This is a genomic window from Ectobacillus polymachus (assembly GCF_048159605.1).
Classification (GTDB): domain Bacteria; phylum Bacillota; class Bacilli; order Bacillales; family Bacillaceae_G; genus Ectobacillus; species Ectobacillus polymachus.
Genome location: NZ_JBLREB010000007.1, coordinates 15,899 through 33,861 on the forward strand (window position 1 = coordinate 15,899; position 17,963 = coordinate 33,861).

Here is a 17,963-nt window from a genome sequence, read left to right on the forward strand (position 1 = left end):
GAGTTGCTTATTTCTTATTTAAGAGAGTCTATGATAGCATAAAGTTCGCTTAAGTGTTTTATTTCATACGTAGGTACGACTTCATTTCGTTCTTTATTATGACGGTTCACCCAAACAGACTTAATACCAGCTCGGGAAGCACCAAGAATATCTGTCATTAAATTGTCGCCCACCATAATCGCTTCATCTTTTTGCAGTGACATAAGCGACAAGGCATGCTCAAATATAGAAGGATCCGGCTTTCCTCTGCCAAATGCACCAGAAATGACGATGTGATCAAAATATGGAACAAGCTCTGGAGTAATGTCTAGTTTCGTATTTTGTAAGTCAGGAGATCCATTCGTTAGTAGTAACAGCTTGTATTTGCCCTTCAGCTCATCAAGTACTTCAAATGATTCTTCATAAACAAATGGATTCTTACGTCGTTCTTGTGGAAAATGTTCAGCTAGTTCATAGCCAAAGGCAGGATCATCGATACTGAGTGCTTGCAATCCTCGTGTCCATGCTTCTTTACGATAGGTCGGAACAATTTCCTTCATTTTTCGAAAATTATCATCATCGTCTAAAAAATTTCCCCACAGACCTTCAAATGGATTTATCCCAATCATTTGGGTAAATGGATACGTTTCATAGGAGGCGTAAAGTTCTCTCGCTTCTTTGCGCACAGCTTCTTCTAGCACTTCTGGATCAATCTCATATTTTTTCCCTGCATAGCGGCAAGTTGCTGCAAAAGCTTCCTTCACGCTCTTTTGATCCCAGAGCAGCGTGTCATCTAGGTCGAAAAAGATTGCTTTGATCATAGCGGAATACCCCTCGTTTCTGTTTGCTTAATCATAGTAAGAATGATGCTAATTGTTCCATCTTTCAGAAAATATTTAATATAGTAAACAATAACACTGTTAACTATACAATAAGGGAGAGAATTTGTGTAGAAGAACTATTTCGTGAAATGCCTATCATTTTACTAAATATCATAAAAAAAGAAGCAGATGGCTGCTCCTTTTTTCTATTACTTATTTAATTGTTTGTTCTAGATCATGTAATGTTTGCGTTAATTGATCATTTAATTTTTTAAGAGCTTCTTTATCAAGAGAGCTTGCCCCTGACCCTGCTACTTCGGGGTTTAGATATTTTTCAATCTCTGTATATTGATCTGGGTATTGTGACTTTACATTATCTTCAAACGTCTTCCAATTTTCTTCGAGTTGTGGTCCGGTCTTTTTAATAGTTGCTTCATCCCCAGCTTGAATGGCTTTATCTAATTGATTAGCAGTATGCAGCAAACTTGCCACTCCGTCTTTTACATTCGTTGCGGAAGTCTGTCCTCCTGATGTAGATTGTGTACTTGTTTTCGTCGCAGAAGTGTTAGAAGACTGATTGGTTGAACTACAACCAGTTAGGGCCAATGTACCAGTAATAGCTACTACAGCAATTGTATTGATAAGTTTCATTGAATAAATACCTCCTGTTTGTTATACATTTTCCTTTTGTATGGTCTCTTGCATCTGTTGTTTTTGTGGTTTAAATCGGTTCCAAAGTAAAGTACCTAAAGCAAACAATAGTAGTGCGATTTGCGGTAAGGCACTTTGCCATGATGGATAGAATCCTAAGAAATCGATACTTGGTAAGTGTTGAGCGGTTGTTGATGGAAGGGCACCTCCAAGCTGAAGGCTATGAATACCCATTCCTGTAAATTTAAAGCACATATAAAAGACAATAAGGCTTGATATTAGGAAGAATGGCCGCATTGGTAGCTTAACACCTACAACTAGCATGAGATAAGCTAGTACTGCTAAGAAGCCTAAACCAATGAGAACACCAATAATTAATTGTTGAAAACTAATTTGATTTACCATACCCATAATAAACAGTACGGTCTCTGTTCCTTCGCGAAAAACTGCTAAGAAGGAAAGAACCCCAAGGGATATAATACGCCCTGTATTCATTGCGGATTGGCTTTTATCGTGAATATATCGATTCCATTCTGCAATATTTGATTTACTGTGTAGCCAATAGCTCATGTAAAGAAGCATGACCGCGGCGATAACACCTGTCCAGCCTGAAATAAGGAAATTATTTTGACCGAAGGCACCAGATGTGAAAACGAATTTTACAATTACTGCTAGAATCGCACTCAGAACGAAACCTGCTGTGACACCACTCCAAATCCAAGCCTTTCCTTTCCCGTTATTTGACTTTTTAACGAAGGCTAATAATGAAGTTACAACTAGAAGTGCCTCTAGTCCCTCACGAATCGGTATCATTGCTGCATCCCAAATCGTATAGCTAGTTTTGGTAGCAAGTGGTGTCAAATACCCAATCATCTTATCAAGTAATTGATCAGCTTCTTTGTATTTACCTGCAGAAATCATCGCATTCACTGATACCATATCACGTTCTGAATCGCTATATAGTGTAGACGATTGTGCTACCACAGTTCCTTCAATACTGAGCCATGCCTCCCTGACCTTTGTAATATTTGATAAAGAGGATTGTTGGTCATTGTTTTGGACCGATTCCTTTGTCTTTTGCAGCATGACAATGAAATCAGAAAGTGTGATGTTTTGCTTCTTAAAACTTTCACTTTGTGAATATTGACCCTGAATGTATTTTTCATTGACGCTTTTCAGATTTTGCAGGGCTGTACTTACATCTTGCTGCTTATTTTGTATGTAAGCATATTGTACTTGCCCCATATTTGCTTCAATGTCGCTATATGCTTGAGCTGAATCAGATTTTACCGAGTCCTCAATTGTAAGCCAAGTATCATTAAATTCCTGAAATGCTTTTTTTGCTTCGTCTAACTTACCTTGATTTGCAAGATTAATTGATTGATCAAGGTGTTGTTCTGCTTTACTCATGTTATCCGTTCCTTGACTAGCAGCCCATCCAGTAAGCGGCTTCATTATTACAAGAGATAGGAGAAGAACGAAGAAAATGGAATAGCCTATTCGCTTAAACATAATATCAGCTCCATAATAATTGTACTTATTTAATTGAAATTTATTATCATTTATATTGCAACTGATTATTATTATCATTTATAAATTGCTTTTTGTCAATTGAATAGTAGTAATCTCTTAATTCGGATCGTTTCACTATATTTTATTTAATAAAAGGCAAGTATGATAATAGGTTTGTAAGAAAATCTAACATAGATGTAGAATTAACAAATTTTTATGCTACAATAAAAATAATAAAATTCAGAATAATGATTCCGTAAAATGGAACAGCCTGTTAGGTACTAAGTAAATCGACATGGTTTAAATGGTTTCTTTAATTTCTGAATAGGATGAAAAATTAGATGATTTATACTATTACAAGATTGAGGGATGGGTATGTTTCGAATTGATTTGAATTGTGATTTAGGTGAAAGTTTTGGAATTTATAAGATGGGAATGGATGAAGAAGTACTAAATTATGCAACTTCCGCTAATATTGCATGTGGATTTCATGCTGGAGATCCAGGGGTGATGAGAAAGACAGTAAAGCTTGCTTTAGAAAAAGGGGTAGCAATTGGCGCCCATCCAGGCTTTCAAGATTTACAGGGGTTTGGACGCCGTAATATTGCTATTACTTCCCAAGAAGTATTTGATCTCGTTGTCTATCAAATTGGAGCTTTGTATGGATTTGTGAAAGCAGAAGGTGCAACGATGCAGCATGTAAAACCACATGGGGCTCTTTATAATATGGCAGCGAAAGACCCGAAAATATCGGAGGCAATTGCAGAGGCTGTATATAAAGTAAATCCAAATTTAATATTATTTGGTTTGTCCGGCAGTGAGTTAATTGATGCAGGAGATAGAATTGGACTGCGAACTGCAGAGGAAGTATTTGCAGATAGAACGTATCAGCAGGACGGTAAACTGACACCTCGAACCCAGGCAGATGCCTTAATTCAGGATCAAGATCAAGCCGTTAGGCAGGTCATTCGAATGATAAAACAAGGACAGGTTCTGACGCAGCAAGGTGTAGACATTTCGCTTAAAGCAGATACGGTATGTATTCATGGTGACGGCGCAAAGGCTCTATTGTTTGCCCGCTTAATTCGAGAAACTTTGGAAGCATCAGACGTAGTAATTCAATCCATTGGTAAATAATATAGAAATTTGATAGGGGAGGAATCAAACAATGGCCATTCCAAAACAAGCTCCAAAAACAGAACGAGCTGCATCTCCAAGGAAAGCAAATTGGTCTGTATTATTAGGTGCCGCCTTTTTGATGGCAACCTCAGCTATTGGACCAGGATTTTTGACACAAACAACTGTATTTACACAAACCTTAACGACTAGCTTTGGTTTTATTATTCTTATTTCCGTTATTTTAGACATTGTTGCCCAAATGAATGTTTGGAGAATTATTGCTGTATCAGAAAAAAGAGGACAAGACATTGCGAATATGGTATTTCCTGGTCTTGGTTATCTATTAGCCTTTTTAATCGTTTTAGGTGGGCTGGCATTTAATATAGGTAATATTGCAGGCGCAGGTTTAGGGCTTAATGTTTTATTTGGCATTTCGGTACAAACAGGCGCTATTATCAGTGCTGTAATTGCCGTATTTATATTTCTTGTTAAAGAAGCAGGAAAGGCGATGGATCGTTTTACACAAATTGCGGGGATCGTAATGATTGGTTTAACGGTGTTTATTGCATTTATAACATCACCACCAGTTGGTGAAGCTGTTGTTAAAACGTTTGTTCCAGATAAAATCGATATTTTTGCGATTATTACTTTGGTAGGTGGATCTGTTGGGGGCTATATAACCTTTGCAGGTGGTCATCGTCTTTTAGATGCAGGGATCAAAGGAAAACGAGCGCTACCTGAGGTGACAAAAAGCTCAGTGACTGGGATTATTATTACCTCTATTATGCGTGTAGTATTATTCTTAGCTGTACTTGGTGTTGTTTCAAAGGGATTACACATTGATGCAGCAAATCCTCCAGCATCTGTATTCCAGCTTGCTGCCGGAAATATTGGATATAAGATCTTTGGAATTATCATGTGGTCAGCTGCTTTAACATCTGTTGTTGGAGCTGCCTATACATCTGTATCCTTTATACGAACATTTCATACTAGCATAGATACCAATCACAGAAGAATTATTATTGGCTTTATTATCATATCTACTCTTTTATTTATTATGATTGGACAACCAGTGAAAACATTGGTTCTAGTTGGTGCTTTAAATGGTCTTATTCTTCCACTTGCATTAGGAACTTTACTAATTGCTGCATATAAGAAAAAAATCGTCGGTGATTATAAACATCCATTATGGTTAACCATTTTAGGTGTTATAGTGGTTGTAATTTTAGCTTGGATGAGTGTATATACGATGATGCATGATATACCAAAATTATTTACAAAATGACGAATACATGTAGAAAGTTTGCAGAGGTAGCGGCGAAATTTACCGAATAGTAGGAAAAATAAGAAGATAGAGATGAAAGGAAAGCTAGTACTTTTTTTACTAGCTTTCGTTCTGTAATTACTTAAAATAAGAAATAGTGTTGGAAATGAAAGACGTATGTTTTGTAGGGGATGATTGTTTGAAACAAAAGAGTAGTAATGAAGACATGAATGTTATCATTTCGCCATTAGGTGATTCTGCGATTCGGATTGAATTTGGGAAGAAAATAGAGGATGGGATTCATCAGAAAATAAAGATGCTGGCTAAGCAGGTGGAAGACCATCCCTTTGTAGGATTTATAGAGTGTGTTCTCGGATATACAAGTCTAACGATTTTTTATAATTGTTTCACTGTATGGTGTACGTATAAAAAAGATCGTGAAGATTCCCCATTTGAAATTGTAAAATCGTTGATAGAAGATCGTTTACAGGTTTGTGAAGGGGAAGATAGCACGAATTTGCGTACCATTGATATTCCGGTTTGTTATGGCGGAGAATTTGGTCCTGATTTAGAAGAAGTAGCAAAATATCATGATATGACAACAAGTGAAGTGATCGACATTCATACAAGTGGACAGTATCTTGTTTATATGATTGGATTTTGCCCGGGATTTCCATTCCTAGGAGGGATGTCCGATCGTATTGCTATGCCTCGCCGTAACACTCCGAGATTATCCATTCCAAAGGGTTCAGTTGGAATTGCAGGTATGCAAACAGGAGTTTATCCTATTTCCACACCAGGGGGCTGGCAGCTTATTGGTCGAACGCCACTCCAACTGTTTCTCCCAGGGGAAAATCCTCCTTCTCTTCTTCAAGCAGGAGATCGTGTGAAATTTCACGCTATCTCATTAGAAGAGTATAACGCTTATGGGGAGGGAGATATATGAGTATACAAGTTTTGAAACCAGGACTTTTCACTACCATTCAAGATTTGGGTCGAACAGGTTTTCAAAAACATGGAGTAATTATTAGCGGTGTAATGGATTCCTATTCATCTCGAATTGCAAATGTAGTAATTGGAAATAAGGAAAGCGAAGCTGTTTTAGAAATAACAGTAGTTGGTCCGTCTTTATTGTTTGAGAAATCGATGGTAATTAGTATTACAGGTGGAGATTTATCGCCAACAATAGATGGAAGGTTGGTTCCGATGGGACGACCTGTATATGTGAAAGAAGGCAGTATTCTAAAGTTTGGATCTTGTCAATCAGGATGCCGGGCGTATCTGGCAGTTGGCGGTGGATTTTCTGTTCCGAAAGTATTGAATAGCAAAAGTACATATTTATTAGGGAAATTAGGTGGATATAAGGGAAGAGCATTAGATAAGGAGGATCGTTTATTAGTCGGGCCTATATCAGATGTAACAAAACGTTTGATTAAAAAACTGGAGAATCAAAATCAAGGGAATCCATTTTCGACAACGAATTGGTTTGTACCAAGTTATATTCCAGCTAATACAAGGAAGATTCGGGTGATACGTGGGGAACATTTCGAAGCATTTACCGAGGTGAGTCAAGAACAGTTATTTACAGAAGCGTTTACTATTTCATCCCAATCGAATCGGATGGGGTATCGTGTATCGGGAGCACCTTTACAATTACAAAAACCATTCGAATTACTGTCAGAAGCGGTTTGCCACGGAACCATTCAAGTACCGCCAGAGGGAAATCCGATTATTTTGCTAGCTGATCGTCAAACAACAGGTGGATATCCTCGAATGGCTCAAGTAGTAACTGCTGACCTTCCGATTCTTGCTCAAATGAAACCAGGGGATCAGATTCGTTTTCAGCTTATTGGTATAAAAGAAGCAGAAAGACTGCTACTGCAAAGAGAACTACAGATGAAACAACTGAAACGTAGCTTATTCATACAAGAAAGATAGGTGAAAACTCCGAGGATCGGATGATTTTTTCCTATCTTTTTTTTAGGCATTCAATAGTATAATGAAAAGCAGATTCTAGTAGATGGGTGAGGAGAATACATGGAAAACAAGAATAAAACGGTAATTAAAACAATGACCTTGCTGAACTTGTTTTTAACACATACTAAATTAAATTTAAATGAAGTGATGTCACTTTTACATATACCAAAGACATCTGCACATCGGATGCTTTCTTCTCTAGAAGAAATACAATTATTAGACAAGGATGAGGATGGGTATTATACATTAGGACTATTATTTCTTCAGTTTGGACAATTAGTAACGGAACGTTTAGATATTAGGAAACTTGCTCTTCCTGTTATGAAAATGCTTAGAGATGATGTCGAGGAGGCTGTCAATCTTATTGTAAAATACGGGAATGAAGCGATGTATATTGAAAAGCAAGACACAACACAACCGGTTCGATTGTATACAGAAATAGGAAGAAAATCGCCTTTATATGCAGGAGATTCTCGTATTATCCTTGCATACCTATCTAATAAAGAAATTGAAACCTATTTAAATGAAACGGATTTACAGTCCATTGGCCAGGGTACGATTACTGATAAACAAAAACTACGAAATATCATAGAAGAAACACGAAAAAATGGCTATACAATTAGCAGATCCGAACTTGAAAATTATACTTCTGCTGTAGCTGCACCAATTTATGATTATCAAGGTAAAGTAGTTGCGGGTATTAGTGTTGCGGGTTTGGAGGTTCGTTTTAGTGAGGAAAGATTGCCATATCTAATTGAGAAGGTACAAATGGCCGCTATGGATATTTCTAAAAAGCTTGGATACAATCTATAAAAGTGCCGCTATAGAGTGGCCTTTTTTCGTGCCTACTCTATAGGACCTATTCTAACATTTGGATTTTCTTATTCTGTTTATCTTTGCTGCAGCTGATATTTCTTAATCTTCCGATACAAAGTCGACCTTGCCATGTTCATTTTCTTGGCAACCGCTGTAACATTCCAGTCTGTTTCCTTTAATAGAAGGGTGAGCATTTTTTGTTCATTTGCTTCTAATAAAGTTAAATTTATTGGCTGCTCGCTGGCGATACAATTGTTTTCAAACAAGTAGGTGGGTAAGTTTTCTGGTTTAATGACAGAAGATTCACTGAAAATAACGGCATGCTCCAACACATTTTGCAGTTCGCGTATATTGCCGGGCCAATTGTATGCTAGAAAGTGATTGAACGTCTCTTCAGAAAGCGAGAGTGAATGTTTTTCATACTTTATCGCAAGTTGTTTTAAAAGGTGGTCTGTAATAAGTGTAATATCTTCTTTTCTTTCGCGGAGTGGGGGAATGTTAACTGTAACTACGTTTAGCCGAAAAAACAGGTCTTCTCGAAATAATCCTTTTTTACACAAATTGTATAAGTTTTTGTTGGTTGCAGCAATAATACGTACATTTATGGAAATAGGCTTTGATGATCCTAATCTCGTAACTTCTTTTTCCTGTAGTACTCGGAGTAAGTGCACTTGTAAATCAAGCGGCATTTCGCCAATTTCATCTAAAAATAACGTCCCTTCATGTGCTTCTTCAAATTTTCCTTTTTTTCCGCCTTTCATTCCTCCGGTAAAGGTTCCATTTTCGTACCCGAACAGTTCGCTTCCTATTAGTTCTTTTTGAATCGCACCGCAGTTAATGGCTAGAAAGGGTTTCTGGCATCTATGACTAGCTGTATGTATAGTTTGTGCAATTTTTTCCTTTCCAGATCCGCTTTCCCCTAATAGAAGAATAGGGACGTTGGAAGAAGAAGCTTTATAGCATTTATATACTGCTTCTATAAAGGTGTTAGATTCTCCAATTACTTGATTCCATGGCTCCTCAAGAGGAATACTCACCGACAGGGCTTTTCGTTCTAGTTTTCTATCTTTCCATATAACCATATAACCGATATTGTTCCCCATATAATCAATGGGTTCAATAGCAATAATTTGTAAATTATCTATTATTATTTCATTGTAGGATTGGTTTTGATCAGAGTAGGTTGATATCATCAAGAGTTCGTTTACTAGCATTTGAAATGGGGGATAATCTGCTAATCTTGTACCTGATGATAGGTTAAACGATTCCATTAGCTTCGTACTGCCTTTGACTACGACAAGGGCATGATTAAGCACGAGAACTTGTTCCGTTTTCCATTTGCTAATTCCTTGAAAGAAGGTTTCATTTAAGAGGTTGTTCCATTTTAGGTAAACTTGTGCAAACTGTGATTCAATTACCTGTGCGATGGATAGAGCGAGTCCTAATGTATGGGGCTGAGCAAAATTCCAAAATCCTGTGAAATCTATAGCTCCGATGATTTCTTGTGTAAATGGATGAGTGATAGGTGCTGAGGAGCAGGTCCATGGATGGCAGCCTTGGCAGAAATGTTCAGCTGAAAAAACTTGGATTGGACTATTCGTAACAATGCTTGTACCAATTGCATTTGTACCTGCGGTATGCTCACTCCAATCCATACCGGGCGCAAAATTCATTTTTTCTGCTTTACGCATAATAGATGAATCGCCTTTTACATACAGAATATAACCATTTTGATCGGACAGTGTTATTAAATATCCAGTGCCCAGCATCTTATAATGCAAATCATCAATAATAGGCTTTGCAATCTGATATAATTCCGATGTTTGTAATAGCTGGTTTAAGTCAGATTCAGCTAGGGCGAGTTTTGTTTGTAATTGTGCAGGATTTACACCAGTTTCATGACAACGTTTCCAAGAATGTAAAATATTTTTTCGTACCTTATTAAATCTGGCATCCTCTTGCAACTCGGCAACGAATAATTCCCACAGTTCTTCTAATTCCTTTGTTTTGATAGGCAAGTCATGTGTTGAGAAAATAGACATATAAGGATTATCCATCGCTTTCCTCCTTTGGTGAATATTAAGAATATTCTAGCATTTATTTTTCCAAAAATAAATTGATAATCTACTGTTTCATTGTATATCTGTAGCGAAACAGTTGTAGCAATTTGCTACACTTACAGTTTTCCTCTGGTACTGTTACGGGATATAACAAGCACTTTTGACAAAATGAAAAGTTGGTATAGCATTTGCATATTACATAAGTGAACAAGAAATATAGTTGAAAGGGGAGAAGAGAATGAAAACAAATACAACTAGAAAGGCGCAAATACTTGCGATAGACGCTGGAGGAACGATGACAGATACTTTCATCATTGATGATAGTGGAGATTTTGTCGTAGGAAAGGCACAATCTACACCACAAGATGAATCAATTGGTCTTCTAAACTCTGCTAGAGATGCCCTTACCTATTGGGATACAACGGTAGAAGAAGCATTTCCAAAACTGCTTGCTGGTGTATATTCCGGTACTGCCATGCTTAACCGTCTTGTTTCAAGAAATGGTCGGCGGGTTGGTCTCATCGTTAATAAAGGGATGGAAGATTTCCATCGGATGGGCCGGGCTATTCAAGCATATTTAGGGTATTCGTATTCTGATCGTCTCCACTTAAACACGCATCGCTTTGACCCGCCGCTTGTACCAAGGGAACGGACGCGCGGAATTACAGAACGAGTAGACTTATTTGGAAATGTGGTGATTCCGCTTTATGAACATGAAGTAGAACCAGCTATTTTAGAACTGTTAGAACAAGATGTAGAAGCAATCGTTATTAGTTTGCTTCATTCTTATAAATATCCGCTTCATGAACGTAAAATCAGAGATATTGCAAAAGCGGTCATACAAAAACAAGGCAAAGAGATTCCTGTTTTTGCTTCCGTTGACTATTATCCGGTGAGAAAAGAGTCTCATCGTACAAATACAACAATTATCGAAGCGTATGCAGCAGATCCGTCACGGGAGACCTTGTCTAAAATTGATACGATGCTCCAAGATCATGGAGCAGATTTCGACCTTCGTGTAATGGCAAGTCATGGCGGAACGATTAGTACGCGTGCAAATGAGCTTGCAAGAACGCTTGTTTCAGGTCCAATTGGAGGAGTAATTGGCGCGAAATACCTTGGCGAGCATCTCGGTATCCGCAATATTGCCTGTTCAGATATTGGGGGTACAAGCTTTGACATGGCGCTCATCACACAAGGAGATTTAAGTATCAATACAAGTCCTGATATGGCACGACTTGTTCTGTCACTTCCGCTTGTTGCGATGGATACAGTAGGAGCCGGTGCTGGCAGCTTTGTTAGAATTGATCCGAATTTTAAATCATTGACACTAGGACCGGACAGTGCAGGCTCGAGAGTAGGGGTTTGTTATCCAGAGGGCGGTATTGATACGGTAACAGTTTCTGATTGCCATGTTGTTCTTGGATTAATTAATCCGAATAACTTCCTCGGCGGTGAGGTCAAATTAAATCCAGGTCGTGCTTATGAAGCTGTAAAAGCACAAATTGCAGATCCGCTTGGTTTGACAGTGGAAGATGCAGCATACGGTGTAATTGATTTGCTAGAGTCTCAGCTTCGCAATTACTTGGAATCTATGATTTTAGGAAAAGGGTATTCACCGTCCCAATATGTTTGCTTCTCTTACGGAGGAGGGGGTCCGCTTCATACAGCGGGTTATACAAAAGGCCTTGGATTTGAAGATGTTCTCGTACCTGCATGGGCAGCTGGATTTTCTGCATTTGGATGCGGTGCGGCAGACTTTGAATACCGTTATGATAAAACATTAGATATTAACGTAGATGATGGAGCTAATGATGAAGGTAAGTTGTTAGCGGGTAAAGAATTACAGGATGCTTGGGATGAACTGATGGAGAAAGTGGCAGTTGAATTTGAGAAAAATCAGTTTAATAGAGAAGATGTAGATTTCCGTCTTTATTTCCGTATGCAATATCAAGGACAGCTAAATGACCTTGAAATAGAAGCACCGATAGAAGCATTTCGGAGCGTAAATGATTGGGAGCATCTTGTGAATGCATTTGAAGATTCCTACACAAGAGTTTACGCAAAAGCAGCACGATCACCTGAACTTGGATACAGTATCACGGGAGCAATTATTCGAGGTGTTGTAGAAGTCGCAAAACCGCGAATTTCAGAGGAGCCTCTAGTAGGTGAAACACCGGTGGATGAAGCATTCCTCGGACAACGTGATGTGTATTGGAAAGGGGAATGGATAAGGGCGGACATTTGGGAAATGGAAAAATTAAAACCAGGTAATAAAATTCAGGCGTTTGCAATTCTTGAGTCTCCTGCTACGACCTTTGTAATTCCGCCTGGATTTGAAGCGTACCTGGACGGACATCGTATTTTCCATTTAAAAGAACTTTAATGCAAAAGGAGGGAATATGGCATGACGATGATCGACAAAGACTTAGAAGGGCGTAAAACGATTGGTTGGGATGGGAAAACCCTAAAGCAAATGCGTAACGAAATCGATGAGGTTAGCAGTAAGACGGGAAATTACGCAGGATTGCAGACGCTGCCTTTAAAAGAAACTGATCCAATCCGTTATGAAAAGATTTTTTCAAAGTTGCGCGGAGGGGTTGTGCATGCCAGAGAAACAGCAAAAAAGGTAGCAGCCTCACCGATTGTGGAACAGGAAGGAGAATTATGCTTTACGCTCTATACGCCAGAAGCAGATTCGGTTGTAACTTCAACTGGAATTATCATTCACGTGGGAACAATGGGTGCAGCCATTAAATATATGATTAAAAACGATTACGAAGTAAATCCGGGAATTGAAGATGGGGATATCTTCTGTAACAATGACTGTCAGATTGGTAACGTTCATCCGTGTGACGTTCATACGATTGTCCCAATTTTTCATGAAGGGGAGGTAATTGGATGGGTCGGCGGAGTTACGCATGTAATTGATGTGGGTGCAACAGCACCAGGAAGTATGACGGTCGGCCCTGTCTCGCGTTACGATGATGGCTACCAAGTTGCTTGTCGTAAAATTGGGAAGAAAGATACGTTACTAAAAGACTGGTTAATTGAAAGCCAACGGTCTGTCCGAACAACAAAGTATTGGCTGCTTGATGAGCGGACGCGTGTGGCTGGATGCCATATGATTCGAGATCTTGTCCTTGATATTATTAAGGAGGAAGGCGCTGACACATACAAGCAATTCATTCGTGAGGTCATTGAGGACGGACGCCGAGGCTTTGTCAATCAAGTGAAAACGTTGTTAATCCCAGGAAAGTATCGTCAGGTTTCATTTGTTGACGTACCATACAAAGATTTAGATGTCCCTCCTTACGCGCGTGTTAACACGATTATGCATGCACCTACTGAGCTTACTGTTCATAAAGATGGTAAATTTCAAATCAACTTTGAAGGTGTAAATCGCTGGGGATGGCATAGTTATAATGCGACTCCAGTTGCGATTACAAGCGGAATTTGGGTTATGATGTCCCAAACGTTAATTCCGAATGATCGTGTAAATGACGGTGCGCTTTACGCGAGCAGTTTTGATCTTCCATATGGCTCATGGTTGAATCCAGATGATATCCGAACAGCTCATAGTTACGCGTGGCACTTCCTCGTTTCCGCTTGGAGTCCATTATGGCGAGCACTTAGCCGTAACTACTTTGCAAGAGGTTACTTGGAAGAAGTGAATGCTGGAAATGCGAATACATCTAACTGGCTGCAAGGTGGCGGGTACAACCAGTTTAATGAAAATCATGCAGTGAATAGCTTTGAATCTGCTGCTGAAGGTGTAGGAGCTGGAGCGGTGAAGGATGGAATTAGCCACGCTGCAGCAATCTGGAATCCTGAAGGCGATATGGGAGATATGGAAATTTGGGAACTTGCCGAACCTCTCCTCTATTTGGGTAGAAGTATGAAACCAAATACCGCTGGATATGGGAAATACCGCGGTGGCAGCGGATATGAAACGCTTAGAATGGTATACGGAGCGAAGGACTGGACGATGTTCTTTATGGGTAATGGATATATGTCCAGTGACTGTGGCTTAATGGGCGGATACCCGGCTGCATCTGGCTACCGTTTTGAAGCACATGGCACAAACATTAAGGAACGAATTGAAAAGAGGCTCCCTATTCCAACTGGTGGAGATATGGATCCTGACAATCCAGAGTATGACAAACTGATTGAAGCACAAGAAGTGATTCGTGACAAACAATCCATCACGACAGAAACCATATTTGAGGATTATGATCTGTATTTGAACTACCTTCGCGGGGGTCCTGGCTTTGGAGATCCGCTGGAAAGAAAACCAAGTATGATTGCGGAAGATTTAAATGAAGGACATATTCTGCCTCGCTATGCCGAAAGAGTATACGGTGCAGTTGCGAGCAAGAATGAGAAGGGTACGTATATTGTCGATGAGAAGGCTACAGAAAAACGCCGCAACGAAATGAGAAAAGAACGTCTAGGGCGAGGGGTTACGATTAACGAGTGGATGGAGAAAGAGAGAGAAACCATCCTTAAGAAAGACGCAGCGGTTCAAGTACGACATATGTATGCAGGTAGTTTTGCTCTAAGTGAGAGCTTTAATAGAGAGTTTAAAGAATTCTGGAATCTACCAAAAGAATGGGACGTAACAGAAGAAGAGCTGGGAGTTCCAGTGTTCGGTGCGAAAATTAAACGTTCGAACAAATAATCACAAAAACGGGGTGAGAGTATGACGCAATACGATCGTAAAACGATTGAAGAATTAATAGATGGTACGATTGATTTCTTTAAGCTTAAAGAGATGTTGTCCAACTTTAAAGATGCCGATCGATTTGAAAAGTACATGAGCATCCTTCAAGAGAGAGTTACATGGAAGGATCCTATTCTACTCCCAGTTGGACTTCATTTATACATCGTCCAAAAGCCAGGAGGCGACAGAATTGTAAAATGTGACTGCGGTCATGAATTTTGCGATGCGAAAGATAACTGGAAGCTTCATTCCTTGATTTACGTTCGTGATACTCCGGAAAAAATGGAGGAGCTGTATCCGAAAATGCTTGCTCCTGATCCAGAATGGCAAGTAATTCGTGAATACTATTGCCCTGAATGTGCAACCCAGCTAGAGGTAGAAGCTGTGACACCTTGGTATCCAATTTTGAAAGATTTTGAACCAGATATTGATGCCTTTTATAGTGAGTGGTTACAACGGCCGCTTCCACAAGTGAAATAAAGTGAAACTTCCCTAGGTGGGGGTTTTCTCTCATCCCCCACCTAGGGTTAGTTGAACCAATCGGACTTTTACGGGCAGTTGGCCCCCACCTAGACTTCTCCGATTTCTCTATGCCTTGAAGTGGGGGTCTTACTGCCCGTTAAAGCGGGATAAAGATAGAAAACAGACGACAGTTTCATTAGTCGTCTGTTTTTAATTATCCAAAAATAGTAATAATTAGGTAATTTATTATATAAATTTTTTATTTTCCATTAATATGACATAAACGTTAAAAAAATAATAATTAGGCTATATTATTTGCGGAAAATAAAATATAATAGGTTATACTATTTATTTTTCTAGTAAGTAGTTGTATTATAACAGTATAGGCTATATAAAATTAGATTTGGATTTAGATTAGAAGGTTAAATGTAACCGTTTCCAAACAGGGAGATGCAATTCAACATCGGAGGAGAGTCATGATGAGAATTTTTAAGAATTTAACGTTTCAAGTGGTAATTGCAATTATTCTAGGTATTACCGTTGGGACTCTTTGGCCATCTGTAGGGCAACAGATGAAGCCGGTTGGGGACACCTTCATTAATATGATTAAGATGGTCATTGCCCCAATTATCTTTTTAACAATCGTACTTGGTATTGGTAATATGGGAAGTATGAGAAAAGTAGGTCGCGTTGGGGGAAAAGCGATTTTATACTTTGAAATTGTTACGACGTTTGCTCTTATTATTGGGATTATAATTGCCAATGTAGCAAAACCCGGTGCGGGTATAGACCCAGCTACACTTAGCAAAGGTGATGTGTCTTCGTTTGTACAAACTGGGAAATCCATGAATTGGGTAGATTTCTTTCTTCATATTGTTCCATCTAATATGTTTGATGCATTCGCTAAGGGAGATATTCTACAAATCTTATTCTTCTCTATTTTCTTTGGTGCAGGTTTAACGATGCTTGGAAAAACAGGAAATTCTATCATTGAATTTTTTGACAAATTATCTAAAGTATTTTTCAATATATTAAGTATGATAATGAGGTTAGCTCCTCTTGGGGCATTTGGCGGTATGGCTTATACCATTGGTAAATTTGGTGTAAATACACTCATTCCGCTTGGTAAATTGATGCTATGTGTTTACACTACGATGTTTTTATTTGTCTTTGTTGTATTAATGCTTGTTTCGAAAATATATAAATTTAGTTTATTGAAGTATTTATCTTATATTAAAGAAGAAATATTGATTGTATTAGGGACATCATCTTCAGAATCTGTATTGCCGCGTATGATGGCGAAGATGGAGAAATTCGGAGCTTCAAAATCTGTTACAAGCTTGGTTATTCCAACTGGTTATTCTTTTAATCTAGACGGAACTTCTATCTATTTATCTATGGCAACTATTTTCTTAGCGCAAGTATTCCATGTAAATCTTTCGATTGGGCAACAAATTACGATTATTGCAATTTTACTGTTAACATCAAAAGGGGCAGCTGCTGTAACTGGCGGAGGATTTATTGTACTTGCCTCTACGTTATCAGCAATAAATGTAATCCCGCTTGAAGGACTTGCACTTTTGCTTGGCGTTGACCGGTTTATGTCAGAGGCACGTGCGATTGTTAACTTAATCGGAAATGGTGTTGCTACTATTGTTGTAGCGAAGAGTGAGAATGAATTTGATGAGTCAAAACAACAGGCTGCACTTCTAGAGTTGCATCAGAAAAAAGCAATGTAAGGTAACAGACGAACGCAGGGGTCGCTTTAGAACCCCTGCGTTTTTTTACTGTTATGAAAGGTTTTTCTTACTCGCTGCGTTTAAAGGTGGCCTTGCGACTGCTTGTAGTAGTTTTAGGTTGACCATTTCATTTTTTTGAACCGAGCGTTGATAGCTTGGTTGAAAGGATAAAACAGGAGAAGGTGGGAGCTCTCCGCAAATATCGACTCCATACACATTTTCATAGGTGAAAATACTTTGTAAATATTGAATCAGTGTACGGACATTCATATCGCCTTGATCCCAATTTATGACGGCAACGGCTGGGTCTAAAATATCTTTATCGATGCTTATATATACGGTATCTGTTGGAATGACAGATACTATTTTTTTCGGAGAATAGGGCTGGTTTTTCTGAAAGGGAAGTAAGGTTACTTTTGAGGAGTGCATCGCTAAGGTAACGGTAGGCCCAATAATGACTACATGCTTTAGCATCGGGATGTTCTGCAGAGCAAATGATACCCAGGAACCGCAGGACATAATCGTGTCTGTACTACCCATGTCGGTATGATGATCAAATAATATAAGTGTAAACGGCTTTTGAATTTCTTGTAGTAGTAGGAACGTCGTATAATGATAGTTTCCATTACCAATAAAGGTAATGCCTTTTTTTCTTCTCTTTGAAAGGGATCTTTTTATTTTCTTTAGGGAGTTCTGTTCGCAGTATAAATTCACCCTAGGAAGATTTCGTAAGTCAATTTCTTCATGAGGGCACGAGAGCAATGTCTGCTGTGCTTGATATGTATCGTCATATTGTAAAATAGTTACACCGTTTTGTAACAAACCCATATCTTTCATCTC

At 38.8% G+C, this 17,963-nt stretch carries 14 protein-coding genes; 9 read left to right on the forward strand and 5 right to left on the reverse strand.

Annotation, left to right across the window (positions count from 1 at the left end; all coding sequences use genetic code 11):
• Nucleotides 1-14: 14 nt before the first annotated feature.
• From ACM5BR_RS17405 to ACM5BR_RS17415, 3 genes are all read right to left on the reverse strand, one after another.
• Nucleotides 15-800: an HAD family hydrolase gene (locus ACM5BR_RS17405; RefSeq protein ID WP_416829328.1), complete on the reverse strand. Its 786-nt coding sequence runs from the start codon at nucleotides 798-800 to the stop codon at nucleotides 15-17.
• 213 nt (nucleotides 801-1,013) lie between these two features.
• Nucleotides 1,014-1,451: a hypothetical protein gene (locus tag ACM5BR_RS17410; RefSeq protein ID WP_416829330.1), complete on the reverse strand. Its 438-nt coding sequence runs from the start codon at nucleotides 1,449-1,451 to the stop codon at nucleotides 1,014-1,016.
• A 21-nt stretch (nucleotides 1,452-1,472) separates the two neighbouring features.
• Nucleotides 1,473-2,963 carry an FTR1 family protein gene (locus ACM5BR_RS17415; RefSeq protein WP_416829331.1) on the reverse strand — a complete coding sequence of 497 codons (1,491 nt, stop codon included), beginning with the start codon at nucleotides 2,961-2,963 and terminating at the stop codon, nucleotides 1,473-1,475.
• Between the two features lie 375 nt (nucleotides 2,964-3,338).
• On the opposite strand from ACM5BR_RS17415, the gene ACM5BR_RS17420 reads away from it, so the two are divergent.
• From ACM5BR_RS17420 to ACM5BR_RS17440, 5 genes are all read left to right on the forward strand, one after another.
• Nucleotides 3,339-4,100, forward strand: coding sequence for a LamB/YcsF family protein (locus ACM5BR_RS17420; RefSeq protein ID WP_416829333.1), 762 nt, complete (start codon nucleotides 3,339-3,341; stop codon nucleotides 4,098-4,100).
• A 31-nt stretch (nucleotides 4,101-4,131) separates the two neighbouring features.
• Entirely contained in the window at nucleotides 4,132-5,367 is a 1,236-nt protein-coding gene (locus tag ACM5BR_RS17425; RefSeq protein ID WP_416829335.1) for an NRAMP family divalent metal transporter, read from the forward strand.
• 205 nt (nucleotides 5,368-5,572) lie between these two features.
• Complete coding sequence (gene pxpB, locus ACM5BR_RS17430; RefSeq protein WP_416829392.1) at nucleotides 5,573-6,292, forward strand: 5-oxoprolinase subunit PxpB; 720 nt, start codon at nucleotides 5,573-5,575, stop codon at nucleotides 6,290-6,292.
• The gene (locus ACM5BR_RS17435; RefSeq protein WP_416829336.1) at nucleotides 6,289-7,284 is read left to right on the forward strand and encodes a 5-oxoprolinase subunit C family protein; all 996 of its coding nucleotides are present in this window, start codon (nucleotides 6,289-6,291) and stop codon (nucleotides 7,282-7,284) included. Before pxpB ends, ACM5BR_RS17435 begins: the two co-directional genes overlap by 4 nt.
• 99 nt (nucleotides 7,285-7,383) lie before the next feature.
• Entirely contained in the window at nucleotides 7,384-8,136 is a 753-nt protein-coding gene (locus ACM5BR_RS17440; protein WP_416829338.1) for an IclR family transcriptional regulator, read from the forward strand.
• Between the two features lie 77 nt (nucleotides 8,137-8,213).
• Here ACM5BR_RS17440 and ACM5BR_RS17445 read toward each other — a convergent pair whose 3' ends face one another.
• Nucleotides 8,214-10,196: a sigma-54-dependent Fis family transcriptional regulator gene (locus ACM5BR_RS17445; RefSeq protein WP_416829339.1), complete on the reverse strand. Its 1,983-nt coding sequence runs from the start codon at nucleotides 10,194-10,196 to the stop codon at nucleotides 8,214-8,216.
• Nucleotides 10,197-10,437: 241 nt separating this feature from the next.
• Between ACM5BR_RS17445 and ACM5BR_RS17450 the strand changes: the two genes are divergently transcribed.
• The 4 genes from ACM5BR_RS17450 to ACM5BR_RS17465 all read left to right on the forward strand — a co-directional run bounded on the left by ACM5BR_RS17450 (nucleotide 10,438) and on the right by ACM5BR_RS17465 (nucleotide 17,123).
• Nucleotides 10,438-12,585, forward strand: coding sequence for a hydantoinase/oxoprolinase family protein (locus tag ACM5BR_RS17450; protein WP_416829341.1), 2,148 nt, complete (start codon nucleotides 10,438-10,440; stop codon nucleotides 12,583-12,585).
• A gap of 21 nt (nucleotides 12,586-12,606) precedes the next feature.
• Complete coding sequence (locus ACM5BR_RS17455; RefSeq protein WP_416829344.1) at nucleotides 12,607-14,880, forward strand: hydantoinase B/oxoprolinase family protein; 2,274 nt, start codon at nucleotides 12,607-12,609, stop codon at nucleotides 14,878-14,880.
• Nucleotides 14,881-14,901: 21 nt separating this feature from the next.
• Nucleotides 14,902-15,402, forward strand: coding sequence for an acetone carboxylase subunit gamma (locus ACM5BR_RS17460; protein ID WP_416829345.1), 501 nt, complete (start codon nucleotides 14,902-14,904; stop codon nucleotides 15,400-15,402).
• 461 nt (nucleotides 15,403-15,863) lie between these two features.
• Nucleotides 15,864-17,123 carry a dicarboxylate/amino acid:cation symporter gene (locus ACM5BR_RS17465; RefSeq protein ID WP_416829346.1) on the forward strand — a complete coding sequence of 420 codons (1,260 nt, stop codon included), beginning with the start codon at nucleotides 15,864-15,866 and terminating at the stop codon, nucleotides 17,121-17,123.
• Nucleotides 17,124-17,174: 51 nt separating this feature from the next.
• Here the strand turns inward: ACM5BR_RS17465 and ACM5BR_RS17470 are convergent, their stop codons facing one another.
• Nucleotides 17,175-17,951 carry an arginase family protein gene (locus ACM5BR_RS17470; protein ID WP_416829348.1) on the reverse strand — a complete coding sequence of 259 codons (777 nt, stop codon included), beginning with the start codon at nucleotides 17,949-17,951 and terminating at the stop codon, nucleotides 17,175-17,177.
• Nucleotides 17,952-17,963: the final 12 nt, after the last annotated feature.

Excerpts from the sequence above, each read along its gene's own strand:
- ACM5BR_RS17405 (WP_416829328.1), bottom strand. The coding sequence starts at position 800 with ATGATCAAAGCAATCTTTTTCGACCTAGATGACACGCTGCTCTGGGAT.
- ACM5BR_RS17410 (WP_416829330.1), bottom strand. The coding sequence starts at position 1,451 with ATGAAACTTATCAATACAATTGCTGTAGTAGCTATTACTGGTACATTG.
- ACM5BR_RS17415 (WP_416829331.1), bottom strand. The coding sequence starts at position 2,963 with ATGTTTAAGCGAATAGGCTATTCCATTTTCTTCGTTCTTCTCCTATCT.
- ACM5BR_RS17420 (WP_416829333.1), top strand. The coding sequence starts at position 3,339 with ATGTTTCGAATTGATTTGAATTGTGATTTAGGTGAAAGTTTTGGAATT.
- ACM5BR_RS17425 (WP_416829335.1), top strand. The coding sequence starts at position 4,132 with ATGGCCATTCCAAAACAAGCTCCAAAAACAGAACGAGCTGCATCTCCA.
- pxpB (WP_416829392.1), top strand. The coding sequence starts at position 5,573 with ATGAATGTTATCATTTCGCCATTAGGTGATTCTGCGATTCGGATTGAA.
- ACM5BR_RS17435 (WP_416829336.1), top strand. The coding sequence starts at position 6,289 with ATGAGTATACAAGTTTTGAAACCAGGACTTTTCACTACCATTCAAGAT.
- ACM5BR_RS17440 (WP_416829338.1), top strand. The coding sequence starts at position 7,384 with ATGGAAAACAAGAATAAAACGGTAATTAAAACAATGACCTTGCTGAAC.
- ACM5BR_RS17445 (WP_416829339.1), bottom strand. The coding sequence starts at position 10,196 with ATGGATAATCCTTATATGTCTATTTTCTCAACACATGACTTGCCTATC.
- ACM5BR_RS17450 (WP_416829341.1), top strand. The coding sequence starts at position 10,438 with ATGAAAACAAATACAACTAGAAAGGCGCAAATACTTGCGATAGACGCT.
- ACM5BR_RS17455 (WP_416829344.1), top strand. The coding sequence starts at position 12,607 with ATGACGATGATCGACAAAGACTTAGAAGGGCGTAAAACGATTGGTTGG.
- ACM5BR_RS17460 (WP_416829345.1), top strand. The coding sequence starts at position 14,902 with ATGACGCAATACGATCGTAAAACGATTGAAGAATTAATAGATGGTACG.
- ACM5BR_RS17465 (WP_416829346.1), top strand. The coding sequence starts at position 15,864 with ATGAGAATTTTTAAGAATTTAACGTTTCAAGTGGTAATTGCAATTATT.
- ACM5BR_RS17470 (WP_416829348.1), bottom strand. The coding sequence starts at position 17,951 with ATGGGTTTGTTACAAAACGGTGTAACTATTTTACAATATGACGATACA.